Origin of the sequence: Aquimarina sp. Aq107 (genome assembly GCF_943733665.1) — a bacterium.
Lineage (GTDB): Bacteria > Bacteroidota > Bacteroidia > Flavobacteriales > Flavobacteriaceae > Aquimarina.
The window spans coordinates 3,890,515-3,903,362 of the sequence record NZ_OX030782.1; the positions used below are offsets into that span (position 1 = coordinate 3,890,515).

At 31.7% G+C, this 12,848-nt stretch carries 13 protein-coding genes and 1 riboswitch; of the genes, 8 read left to right on the plus strand and 5 right to left on the minus strand.

Annotated elements, in window-relative coordinates:
• Positions 1 to 7: 7 nt before the first annotated feature.
• Positions 8 to 970 (minus strand): alpha/beta fold hydrolase, encoded by a 963-nt coding sequence (locus NMK29_RS16870; RefSeq protein ID WP_108802043.1) that lies wholly within the window; start codon positions 968 to 970, stop codon positions 8 to 10.
• 82 nt (positions 971 to 1,052) lie between these two features.
• The gene (locus NMK29_RS16875) at positions 1,053 to 2,342 is read right to left on the minus strand and encodes an O-acetylhomoserine aminocarboxypropyltransferase/cysteine synthase family protein (RefSeq protein ID WP_108802044.1); all 1,290 of its coding nucleotides are present in this window, start codon (positions 2,340 to 2,342) and stop codon (positions 1,053 to 1,055) included.
• A 122-nt stretch (positions 2,343 to 2,464) separates the two neighbouring features.
• Positions 2,465 to 2,570: riboswitch (SAM riboswitch) on the minus strand.
• A 370-nt stretch (positions 2,571 to 2,940) separates the two neighbouring features.
• Between NMK29_RS16875 and metK the strand changes: the two genes are divergently transcribed.
• From metK to NMK29_RS16915, 8 genes are all read left to right on the plus strand, one after another.
• Positions 2,941 to 4,197: a methionine adenosyltransferase gene (gene metK, locus NMK29_RS16880; protein WP_108802045.1), complete on the plus strand. Its 1,257-nt coding sequence runs from the start codon at positions 2,941 to 2,943 to the stop codon at positions 4,195 to 4,197.
• A 180-nt stretch (positions 4,198 to 4,377) separates the two neighbouring features.
• A complete protein-coding gene (locus NMK29_RS16885; RefSeq protein ID WP_108802046.1) occupies positions 4,378 to 4,755 on the plus strand; it encodes a hypothetical protein in 378 nt (125 codons plus the stop codon).
• Between the two features lie 204 nt (positions 4,756 to 4,959).
• Positions 4,960 to 5,262 carry a hypothetical protein gene (locus NMK29_RS16890; RefSeq protein WP_159092094.1) on the plus strand — a complete coding sequence of 101 codons (303 nt, stop codon included), beginning with the start codon at positions 4,960 to 4,962 and terminating at the stop codon, positions 5,260 to 5,262.
• 266 nt (positions 5,263 to 5,528) lie between these two features.
• Positions 5,529 to 5,972 carry a hypothetical protein gene (locus NMK29_RS16895; protein WP_108802048.1) on the plus strand — a complete coding sequence of 148 codons (444 nt, stop codon included), beginning with the start codon at positions 5,529 to 5,531 and terminating at the stop codon, positions 5,970 to 5,972.
• Positions 5,954 to 6,994, plus strand: a complete 1,041-nt coding sequence (locus NMK29_RS16900; RefSeq protein ID WP_159092095.1) for a hypothetical protein — start codon at positions 5,954 to 5,956, stop codon at positions 6,992 to 6,994. The genes NMK29_RS16895 and NMK29_RS16900 overlap by 19 nt, the downstream gene beginning before the upstream one ends.
• A 12-nt stretch (positions 6,995 to 7,006) precedes the next feature.
• Positions 7,007 to 7,897 (plus strand): hypothetical protein, encoded by an 891-nt coding sequence (locus NMK29_RS16905; protein ID WP_108802050.1) that lies wholly within the window; start codon positions 7,007 to 7,009, stop codon positions 7,895 to 7,897.
• Positions 7,898 to 7,990: 93 nt separating this feature from the next.
• Positions 7,991 to 10,882, plus strand: a complete 2,892-nt coding sequence (locus NMK29_RS16910) for a patatin-like phospholipase family protein (RefSeq protein ID WP_108802051.1) — start codon at positions 7,991 to 7,993, stop codon at positions 10,880 to 10,882.
• A 57-nt stretch (positions 10,883 to 10,939) separates the two neighbouring features.
• Entirely contained in the window at positions 10,940 to 11,284 is a 345-nt protein-coding gene (locus NMK29_RS16915; RefSeq protein ID WP_108802052.1) for a hypothetical protein, read from the plus strand.
• Between the two features lie 52 nt (positions 11,285 to 11,336).
• On the opposite strand, the gene NMK29_RS16920 is transcribed toward NMK29_RS16915, so the two are convergent.
• From NMK29_RS16920 to NMK29_RS23810, 3 genes are all read right to left on the minus strand, one after another.
• On the minus strand, positions 11,337 to 11,852 hold the full coding sequence (locus tag NMK29_RS16920) for a DUF302 domain-containing protein (RefSeq protein WP_199915023.1): 516 nt from the start codon (positions 11,850 to 11,852) through the stop codon (positions 11,337 to 11,339).
• 12 nt (positions 11,853 to 11,864) lie between these two features.
• Entirely contained in the window at positions 11,865 to 12,404 is a 540-nt protein-coding gene (locus NMK29_RS16925) for a hypothetical protein (RefSeq protein ID WP_108802053.1), read from the minus strand.
• Positions 12,405 to 12,612: 208 nt separating this feature from the next.
• Entirely contained in the window at positions 12,613 to 12,738 is a 126-nt protein-coding gene (locus NMK29_RS23810) for a hypothetical protein (protein ID WP_255411743.1), read from the minus strand.
• Between the last annotated feature and the right edge of the window lie 110 nt (positions 12,739 to 12,848).

Here is a 12,848-nt window from a genome sequence, read left to right on the forward strand (position 1 = left end):
TCTTATTTTAAAATACATCTGACAACAACCTACTCAGTTGGTCAAATTCTATAAGAAACGCATCATGTCCATGAACCGAATCAATTGTATGATGCCAAACATTTTGTTTTACTTCCTTTAACTCCTGAAAAGTAATCTCATCTTCTTTTGCCGTAAAAAAGCCATCAGAATTAACACTCACGATATGAATATTGGATTTGATATTAGCCGCCAAATCCTTAAAACATCCTCTCCCTTCCGTTATATCAATATTGGCAAGTATATAGTTCAGCTCTTTATATGCGGAAAGAGTAAATCTTTCATTTAACTTTTTTCCATGATGAAACAACCAACTTTCCACATTATAAATTCCCTTTTCATCATTAAAAGTCCTATTAAACTTTTCTTTAAATGACTCTGGTGATCTATAAATAAGCATTGCATGTAATCTTGCATCATGAACAGGATTCTTAGAGTTTAGTAAAATCTGCTCTTGTATTAAACAATTAGCTTTTAACCAATCCGTAGATTTCCAGTCTGTAGCAACTGGAATTAAATGATCAATCAATTCTGGTGCTAACGCTGCAAGTTCCCAAGCAACACCTCCTCCAACAGATCCTCCGATAGCAGCATATAGTTTTCGAACATTAAGTTTTTTTAAAGCTTTTTCAAAAATCGCTGCGATATCCCTAGCTCTAAAAAGTCTATAATCGGTGATTAAATTTTTTTCTTCACCATCATATCCATTACCTGGAATATTAAATGAAAGCACTGTATACTTATCTGTATCAATACATTTACCTTGTCCAATCAATCCATTCCACCAACCATTCGGTCCACAAACATCAGAATTACCTGTTAACGCATGATTAACCAAAACTACTGGGCCCTCTAATAAAGGTTTACCAAACACTTCATAAAACAATGGAACTCGCTCTATTTTTTGCCCTTTGGTAGTTATAAAATCTAATATTTCAATTTTTTGGAGCATATTACTATTTATAAAGAGTGTTACTAACCCTTCTTCTAATCTGAAAACAAAGGGTTAGTATCTCAATGCTTGTCAATCTTAATTACTTTACTTTTTCAGCTACTTTAGAAAATGCGCTTTTTAGATCTGTTTTTAAATCTTCTATATTTTCTAAACCAACAGAAAGTCGTATTAAATCCTGTGTTACTCCCGTTGATTCTTGTTGTTCCTCGTTTAATTGTTGATGTGTAGTACTTGCAGGATGAATAATTAAAGATTTTGAATCTCCTATATTTGCTAATAAAGAAAATATCTCGGTTTCATTTGCAACTGTTTTTGCTGAATCGAAACCACCCTTTATTCCAAAAGTAACAATACCACTCTGCCCCTTTGGAAGGTATTCTTTTGCAAGTTGATGATACGTATCACTTTCTAATCCTGGATATTTTACCCAAGTAACCTCATCTTGCTCTTTTAACCATTTTGCTAATGACAAGGCATTTTCACTATGTTTTTTAATTCTAATCTCCAAAGTTTCTAACCCTTGTAAAATCTGAAATGCATTAAAAGGACTTAGTGCGGCTCCGTAATCTCTTAATCCTTCTATTCTTACCTTAGCAATAAAAGCAGCAGCACCTAATGCATCGTGATATACTAATCCATGATATCCTGGAGAAGGTTCAGTAAACTCAGGAAATTTGCCACTTGACCAATCAAAAGTTCCTGCGTCTATAACAACCCCTCCTAAAGAAGTTCCATTTCCACTTATGTATTTTGTTAATGAATGAATAACAATATTAGCACCATACTCTATTGGGTTTAATAAAGCTGGAGTAGCCACTGTGTTATCGACAATAAGTGGAACTTTATATGCTTTTGCTTCTTTGGAAATTGCTTTAAGATCTAATACATCTAATTTTGGATTACCTAATGATTCTACAAAGAAAACCCTTGTATTTTCTTGTACAGCATTCTTAAAATTCTCAGAATCCGAAGGATCAACAAACGTAGTTGTTATTCCAAACCTAGGTAATGTAACGTTTAAAAGATTATAAGTTCCTCCGTATAAACTACTAGAAGCTACAATATGATCTCCTGATTTTAGTAATGTTAGCAACGTAGTATTAATAGCTGCTGTTCCAGATGCCGTAACTACAGCAGCAATACCGCCTTCTATTGTAGCCAATCGTTGTTCTAAAATATCGTTTGTCGGATTATTTAATCGAGTATAAATAAAACCTGGTTCGGATAGATTAAAAAGATTAGCCGCATGATCCGCATCATTAAAAACGTAAGAAGTAGTCTGATAAATAGGAACCGCTCTTGTTCCTCCATTGTTTTTCACATCATGTCCCGCGTGTAAAGCTTCTGTTGCAAATTTTTGTGCACTCATAATTTTCTATTTTAAATTTTAAATAATTGATAAAATTCAAATACATCAAACACTCTTAAAGTGTATGGTATAGAAAATTAAAAAGAAAGGAAACGACAATTACAAGTACTGTAATTTGTATCGAGTTATCTTTTTCGTCTATGACGAATAGAATTTAGCACCTTCTTTATAACTAAAGGGTTGCTAAGGTTTCATAGGGTCTATTCCCTCCACCTTTCTTAATAACTTACTAATATGTATAAGAAACTTCAAGGCAAAGCTAGTAATTATTTTTAAACTAAAAACAATTTCCATAAAAATTGTTTTGATCGAAAAAATCAACCTCAAAAGGTTTTTTTTATTGGAAGAAAATTAATGATACGTTAAATCCTTTCCAATATTATCATTTTTTTTACCTTTGCCGCATTATTAAAAAGGGATAGATTTGACTGATTGCAACCCTAAAGAGCTGAAATCATAGTATTCATATCAAAACTGATAGAATCAATTCAGAAAATAAATGCTAAAGCAGTTCGGTACAATACTATAATTATCGAAAGCTTCTTTATTGCAATCTTGTCATAATTTATTATAGTTTATTCTATAAAAACAACAAAAAATGGCGTATTTATTTACTTCAGAAAGTGTATCTGAAGGACATCCGGATAAAGTGGCAGATCAAATTAGTGATGCTTTACTAGATAACTTTTTAGCCTTTGATAAAGATTCGAAGGTAGCTTGTGAGACTTTAGTAACTACTGGTCAAGTTGTTCTTGCTGGAGAGGTTAAATCAAAAACATATTTAGATGTACAGCAAATTGCAAGAGAAGTAATTAATGAAATTGGGTATACCAAAGGAGCCTACCAATTCAGTGGGGATTCTTGTGGTGTAATTTCTCTTATACACGAGCAATCACAGGATATCAATCAAGGTGTTGATAGAGAAACTAAAGAAGAGCAAGGAGCAGGTGACCAAGGAATGATGTTTGGGTATGCAACCAAGGAAACTGAAAACTACATGCCATTAGCATTAGATATTTCTCATAAAATCCTTATTGAACTTGCTAAACTAAGAAGAGAAGGTACGGAAATTCCATATTTGCGTCCTGATTCTAAAAGTCAAGTTACTATAGAGTATAGTGATGACAATGTACCACAACGTATTGTTGCAATTGTTGTATCTACTCAACATGATGATTTTGATATAGACGATGATGTTATGCTTGCAAAAATAAAAAATGATATCGTTTCTATTTTGATTCCTAGAGTTGTCTCTCAATTACCAAAATATATTCAGGATTTATTTAATGATCAAATAACATATCATATAAATCCTACCGGCAAATTTGTAATCGGAGGACCGCATGGAGACACTGGTCTTACTGGACGTAAGATTATTGTTGACACTTATGGAGGTAAAGGTGCTCATGGTGGAGGTGCTTTTTCTGGAAAAGATCCTAGTAAAGTTGACCGTTCTGCAGCTTATGCATCTAGGCATATAGCTAAAAATTTAGTTGCTGCTGGTGTTGCAAATGAAGCATTAGTTCAAGTTTCTTATGCCATTGGAGTAGTAGAACCTACTTCTATTTTCGTAGATACTTATGGCACAAGCACGTTAGGTATTACTGATGGAGAAATCGCAGAAAAAGTAGCTGAAATATTTGACATGAGACCAGCTGCAATAGAAGAACGTTTAAAACTACGTAACCCGATATATAAAGAAACTGCAGCATATGGACATATGGGAAAAGAACCAAAACTAGTTACCAAAGTTTTTGAAAGCCCGTATTCTGGAAAAGTAGAAAAAGAAGTAGAATTATTTACTTGGGAAAAACTAGATTATGTTGATCAAGTAAAAAAAGCTTTTAAAATATAATTTATTTAATGTAACTTTATAATCTCCAATACTTTATATATCTAACTTTTAAAAATTAGTCATTTTTCTAATGTAGTCGGATACTATAACATGACCTACGAATACTAAATAATTGAATTGCCTGTTATTAATAAAAGATATATTTAAGGCGCAATGATCAAATTATCAAAAAGTACTAAAATGAGATTAAAAATTGGAATTACTTTCATTATGTTTTGTGTTTTTAGCTTATCCTTTGGACAAGACTATAAAACCAATACAAAATCTATAAAAGAGGTTGATGTAAAAATTGAAGAAGGATCTTATAATCAAGATAATTCAGTTTCTGCGGATAGACTTATTATTAAAACTTCTGAACAAGGAGCATCAGAACAACAAGGTTTTACTTCTTCCGCAAGTTACAGTGATGAAGAATGGGCTGATATAAAAAAACAAATATTAGATACTAAAAAAAGAATCAATAATGGAGGAGAGATTTTTGCTTCTAAGGTAGTTGATACTATTTTTGTTACTATACCGACTTTAAGTAGCAAAGAATCACAATTATCTGGCTGGTAAATTAAATACCACATTATTATAAATTAAAAAAAGATCGCCTTTTCAGGCGATCTTTTTTTTTATAATTCGCTATAAATCAGAACCTTTTTTAGGGTAAGGGAATATACACTATTAAAAAAAGGGGTGTTTTCCCTCTGGAAACAACTTTATATATAATGTAAATTAGCATCTGAAAATCAACCAATTATATAAAAAAGAAAAGTTATGAGATTTAAAATGGTAATGATAGTGGTTTTAATCTGGTTTGGTCAAAATACATTTGGGCAAGTTAGCACAGAAAATAATAACATAGTAGAAGACACCCCTAATGATACTAATGTAACTACTAATAAAAATAGTGACTTAGTATATAATGATAAGGAATGGAAGAAAATAAAAAGACAAATTCGAAGAAATAAGAAAAGGATTACAAATAGTAAAAACGGAATTCATAGTTACAAAAAAGTAGATACTATATACTTAGAAATAAAAGTCTCTAAAAACAATTCTCAAATTACTAATTGGTAACATCAACTTATTGCATACAAGGGTCACTTGTTAAAAGGGTATTTACCTATTTATTTTGAATAAAAATAGGGGTATTTACCTGAGAAAAACATTACGGTTTTAATGTAATTTAGATTCGGATTTAATTTGTAGTTTCATACCATATTTAATTATACAATGAGTCTTGGTGTTCATAGTATACTAAGGTCATAAATATATAATAGGTCCATATCTATATTTGAATTTAATAAACCAAAAAGTATCAATAACTTAAAACCATACCCGTCATGCCAAAATCAAATTATTGTCTAATTGACCCTGATGGAGGTGCCTTAAAGGTTAAGGTAACCGCTAATAATGGGATTAGATCTGGTTCCATATTTATTCTTTGGGAATTGCAGAATGGAAAGTGGGAAAAGAAAGAAAAATTTAATGTAATTACTGGAGATGATGGAGTAGATGAATTTATTCTTCTAGAAAAGCCAAGTGATATTGAAAATGATTCTCTTGCTTGGTCTATAAATGCTTGTTCTATGATCAATAATGTAGAACGAGGAGAATTTAGTATTACAGTAATTCAAGACGAGAAAAAACGCTGGGCAAAAGACTCTTCACGTCTTGTACCTAAATGTTCTGATGGAAAACAATTAAAATTTGGTAGTCATGTTATCTTTAAGCATCTTATTAATGATAATTTCTCAACATCTGACTTATGGAAAGATACAGAATAAGTTGCTCAATTTGTATATTCTTGTTAATGCTGATCACAGGGTATTCACAAGATTCTGAACAGCCCGGTGATAATCAGGAAGCATATTCTTTTAAACTAGACTATAACGTTCCAGAAAGCCCTGCTTTTGCTGTATTGGATGCTAATCCAACTACTATTATGCGTGCTAGTACTCCTCAAGAAATCATTACACAATTGGCCAGTAATTTTCTTAGTGGAAATGAAGTTAGTCCAGGATTAGCTTTTGATTTCAACCCATATTTCACATTTGGAGGGAGGTTAAAAAACGTAAAAGAATATCGAAATAATTATGGAAAGAGATTTCTAGCAAATCTTCAACTCTCATTTGCAACCATAAATTCAATGGACTTTCCGGATGACCTATTATTTTCTGGAGGGATAAGAGCAACTCTTTTTGATAGCAAAGATCTCATATTTGATCAACAACTAGGACAAGATATTGACAATGCTCTTCTTCCAAACGACTCTGATGAACCAGGACCTATGAACTCTGACGACCAAGGAACTGTAGTAGACAATCCAGCATTAAAACAAGCATACATCAATGCTAAAACACGCTATATGGAAAAAGCTGGAGGTTCACTTGCTCTTGGTTATGCGATTGCCGGAAGAGCTAGAGACAATTCTTTTAAAACAGATAGCATTGTTACCTATAGACATCAAGCTTGGTTGGTGGGACAATATGATTTAGGTAAAAGTGGGATGAGTATTAACGGAATGATCATGTATCGATATGATCAAACACCACAGACCACGGATAATGATGGTTTGATTAGCGGGATTGCATTAAGAAAATATGGACAGAAATTAATTCTATCTGCCGAGATTTACCATGATAGTATGAAAGAAAGTATTGATTTCGGTGGATATGCAGAAGCTTATCTTATACCAAGTATTACACTATTCGTATCACTCAAAAAAGAAACAAATGCTATCACTGGTGATGAGGATGTTATATTAAAACCGGGAATTAAATGGAACTTTAGTCAAGCTAAAAAATAAAAGTTTTTAATCATGAAACCAACTGTTACAATCATTTACAATGTTATTCTAGCAATAACTTCAGTATTATTGTTATACAGTTATTTTTATGTTCTGGTATATGATAAGGACTTTTTCACTGAAGAACATACACATAATAGATTAAGTGAAAATGCCAAAACAGTTGAAGATTCTTCTTCGGTTAACATACAACCGATGCCCGCTAGTCCCATAAAAATAGATACGATTATAAGAGATACCTCTAAAACTACCCTATCTAAAACAAAAGTAAACTTATCAGTTTCAACAGATCTTGAGAAAAAAGATTCATCATTAAAGGAAAAAGAAAAAGAAGTTGAACCCGTAAATTTCTTAGATATGTTGGTCGTTATGTTTTTAGCAGGCATGTTAGGAGGAGTACTAGCAAATCTGCGTGGAATTTTTGAGTTTTATCGTGAAGAAAAAATGTTCCCGGATCACTTATTTATTCCCTATTTAATAAGACCATTAACCGCAGCAATATCTGGATTATTAATATTTTTCATATCACACTTAATTATTTCTTCGACTGCAAATCCTACCTATGACAATGAGTATATATCTTTTAGAGGAATGGTTTCTTTTATGAGTCTTGCTATTATTTCGGGTTTTGCATCACAAGAATTTACAGAGCGATTAAAAGCTGCAGCAGGAACATTATTTGGTATTTCTCCTGCTCAGACTTTGGAAAAACCAAAGAGTATTACCGAAGAACCCGATCCAAGTAATCCAAATCCCGCTGCTGATTCGGATAGTGACAATACTAATCCAAATTCAGAAAAACCTACTCAAAACACAACATCTCCATCTAATCCCCAAGCATCCCCATCGATCCCTCAAGCTCAGCAAAAAATGGGAAAATCGAGATATATAAATCGAGATTAAGAACACCTATTTTACACGTTGAAGATTGCAACTCCACTTTATGATAAATAAAACGGAGATAGATTTTATAAAAACAACATAAAATAATAAATCATGGGAAAAACACTTCGTGTCTGTCTGGCAATGGGAGGAGGAGTCTCTTTAGGTTCTTTTTCTGGTTCGGCATTAACCGAGGCATTAAAATTATTAGTGCTTTATGGTAAAGACAAAAACAAAAATGATTATGATAAGGTAATCGTTGATGGAATGAGTGGAGCTAGCGCCGGTGCAATTGCTTTGACTATAATGCTTAAATGCCTTATTGATTACCAAGCAATGATGCCACTATTTAGTGAACAACTTACCCAGAAAGAATTACTTGATGAAATTATAAGAGACTACTTTAACGGAGATATTTCGAAAGCGGAAGAATACAAAGATAAGTTTGAAACATTAAAAGCATTACAACTTGCTCAAAAGATCCAATATAAATTATGGGTAGACGAAGTGAACTCCTTAAAACTATACGGTTCCAAAGCTCAGGATGACTATGAGCCAAAACCTAATGAATCTTTTTCTTTACTAGACAGAAAACTTCTAGAAGATCTTACCAAAAAATATTTGATGGCCTCTGATGGAGTAGATATTTCGAGAAGACAGCTTTTAGATCCAAAACGAGTCATTTTTGCTTGTTCCTTAACCAATTTATTACCAATTGAGATAGATTTTTTTAAAAACGGTAATTCCAACAAGGATCGATTACAGCAAAACTTTTTGAAATCTGTAGGGTCAGAAAATCATTCAGAATTACGTGTTATAGATTTTGTGTTTGATGAAAACGAAGTGCAAAAAGCGCAAAAAGAAACAGATTCTAGATGGTTAAAATTTTGTAATACTCCCGATCCAAATATCCCAACACATTTTAAGATGACTGATCAATCTGCCTGGGCGACAATTTCGGCTTCTGCACTTGGCTGCGGAGCATTTCCTATTGCTTTTGAACCCGTAGTCTTAAAAAGGTTTAAACAAGAGTTTGGTGATAATGATAATAACACAAACTGGCCATCTTCTTTCATCAAAATACAAAACGAAATCGACACTCATACATCGAAGGATAATACCATCTTTAAACAAAATAGTTTTTTTGCAGAAGAAGGAGAAAATACACTAGACTATAACAGCTTCAATTTCCCATATATTGATGGAGGAACTTTCAATAATGAACCGATTCGTGAAGCATTTAAAATAGGAACTTTTCAAGATTTTGGACGAATTACCGAAAACGAAGAAAGACTCATTCTATTTGTAGATCCAATTGTTAGAAAAGAACAATATCATTCATTTAAAGTATCGGCCTTCTCTCCTATTAAAATGTCCAACCATGAAGTAACTTTCAAAAAAGAATTAGGTAAACTTCTGGGGAACACTTCTAGTATTTTAGGTGTTTTAACAAACCAAGGAAGCATCAAAGAAGAACATAAAATCATTGACATAAAAGAAAATTTCGAACTGCGAAACACTATCTTCAATTATCTAGACGCTAATAGTGATATGAGTAGTAATCTAAATATTGAAATTATTGCTACTGCTTTCAATAAGATTGCTAAAAATCTCAAAAACGGAATCATATCTTTAGGTACCAGAGATCCTATGATGTATTTTTTAGCAGAAATTAAAAAGAACTGCGATAACAAAAATGGTGATCTAAATACTTGTATTAAAATACATCAAGAAGATTTACTAACTCTTAAAGATCTTATTGATGAAAAAATCCGAAAATCAGAACCTCTTAAGATTGATAAAGTATATGAAAAACTACAACTAACTAAGAAAGAGGATAAAAATATTTTTGCACAGACAGTATTTAAAGTAATCGCAGATTTTGCATTAAATACGGATGGGAAAAATGAAAATGCATATCGCGCAGCAATACTACCAATTAATAAAAATCTAAACACCATAGAATTACCAGGAAGTGAAATTGAGGCTTTTGGTGGATTCGCATCTCTAAAAGCTAGAAAATATGCTTTTGAATTCGCCCGTTTAAGCACTTTATTATCTCTAAAAGAAACTACTGGTGGGTTTAGACCAGAATGCCCTTTCATCGCTAATGAAGGCTTTTCTACTCTAGAAAATCAACTTACCAATAAAATTAAAAGCATCGATTTCTTTAATAATAAAAATCAATATGCTGATGAACTAGAAAAGAATCTTTTTAATCCATCAATTGCGCGTATAAAAGGAGTTTTATTAAGTAATAAATACTTAAAGTTTATATTATTAAAAGTCCCTTTTGTGGCAACATCACTATTAGGAACTATCGCTATGCCATTCGTATCTATTGGATTATTAGCATCCTCTATTTTTAAGAAATCTCCTTGGCGTGGTTCAAATATTTTGAAAGATATCATCAGTAAAAGTGTAGATTCGATCAATTATATGCCATTAGAAGCCGTAACGATTTCAATTTTAAGTGATACACGGCTCAACAAAAAACTATTAATAAGGTGCTCTGATAATTCTATAAAAAAACGAAATTCCATAGAACATATAGTAGAAACATCGGACAATAAAATTAGATATCAGTATTATTTTCAGGTTTCACTTTTAGAATATATAAAACAAGAGAATTCCATTCACGCAGATACCATATCGCAAAATGCAGATTCTTTAAAAATAAATTCTCAATTTATACAACGACTTGGGTTATCACTTTCTAATAAAGTAAAAATGCCTAATGATATTGATGGAAACCTGAATCCAGAAAATAAACGCATCTCCCTAGAGAATAATTACACAGATATTATCACTGAAATGCGAATTGATAAATTTAATCTACCACTTTTAAACAATTCAATAAACAATGCTTCAACTGCTTTGCATTATTCATTAAAGAATATCAATTACCATGTAAATCCATTGTTAGAGATTGATTTACAAAAACTAACAGAAGGATGGTATTTTAAAGAACAAACAGAGTCGTTGGATAAAAAATTACTTCGTTAATTTATTATATAACATATCGGTGTAGTTTTTGATATAATATCAATAAAACATCATATTATGAAAACTGATACATATACAAAATCTATCCTAACAATTATTGCAATTGCATTAAGCATTATTGCAATAAAAGATATTGATATTATACCAAAAACTTATGCTAATGATAGTTCTTTATTACCTAATTATGGATTGATTCCTATTAACGAAGATGGAACGATTACAGTTAAACTAGCAACTAATGAAGAACTTGATGTAAATATTAAAAGTATTAGCACCTACGACAAACTCAAGATTGACATTAATGAAATCAGTACCAGCAATGAATTAAACATTAACATTGATGAAATCGGCGGAAGCTATGTTTCTAGTGGTGGTCCTATCAAAGTAAAAATCCAGAATTAGTAATAGATACATCTAAATTTCATTCTCAAAATATTAAAAAAACTTGATCTTACTATAATCCTGCTGCAGCCGAAGTAATTTTATCCAATGCTCCACTTATCTTATTTAGTACCTCTTCGATATCATCTATACCATGACGTTGTTGTATGTATTTAGGATCATTATATGAAATCTTCACTATCTCAGCATCATCCTGAAAAACCAAAATTTTCTGCGGAAGATCTAATCCCGTAGTTTGAGCACTTTGCATCAATGGAGTTCCTAATTTAGGATTTCCAAACATTATAATTCTAGTTGGATTTAACTCTAGTCCAACAGATGCCGCATTTGCCTGATGATCTAATTGTGCTATGATTTTTAGATTCGGATTATCTTCAATAATTGTTACCAATTTATTATAGGTATCATCAAAACTGTTAGTACTTTGTTTTGTTATAATTCCTTGTTTCGGTGTAATTTCCATTTGTTTTTCTAATTCAGGTTGCGCACTATTAGACGTATCCTTTTCAACTTGATTACAAGAAAACAAAAGTGTATAAAAAACAAAGCAAAAAACTATTCTTTTCATCGTGAGTTTGGTTTAATATAGTGGTTGGTCATCATTTTTACTGTAATCACAATCATTGACATTAACATACCAGATCATTTTTACGTTATCAGAAAACTCATCACTTTGATTTACATCTTTGTTATCAAGGTATACTTGTGTCATTTCTCCTGTTGTTCCTAAAATAGAATACCAAGAATGTGTTTTTATTAAGTTTAAATGAGGTAGTTCTCTAGAGGGTGCTTGGCCCATAATTTCTGATAATTGAGCAAAAACATGACCTTTACTAATGGTCATAAATTGAGCTTGTGCAGTATGCTCTACGGTGATAACTTGTTTTAGTCCATCTTTTTTGTACTCATTATAGATCCCCCAACCTACTCTAATGTTACAACCTTGACGAACTGCTTTTTTTAAATCACTTATATCTCCAGATAAAGGATTTCCTTCGCTATCATTTCTGTAGATTTCTTGCCATCCTTTGATCTCATTGGTAGCATTTTTTTGTTGTTTTCCAATATTACAAGAACTCCATAAAACTACTATGAAGAGCATCGTTATATTTCTAACCATCCAATTACTTTTTACTCTAAAGATAGTCGAAAAGCAAAACAAATTCTAATTTAGCATATGTATATTTGTTCCCAGAAGGGATTTTTCAACCTTTATTATGTTCTTAATTATGACTGTATTATTCAAAATTTTGATATAGTAAAAATAGTAACAGAGAAGCATACTATTTAATATTTACAAAACTTGGTTTTCAACCTTTAACAATTTTCTAAGTAGATTCTAAACCCTTTAACCCATAATAATCTATAGCCTGTTTTTTTAATGGATTTTTATCCCAATCTTCCCAAGTGTTTTTATATCGGTCACACCCTTGTATATATGTAAGATCACCCATAGCTTCAAGTAATTTTTTTAAACAGAAGTCGTAATTGATAAAAAACGAGAAGCTTTTCAGTCTATAGTTAACAATATTTTGCTTTCTACTGAAAGATTTAAATACTTTTG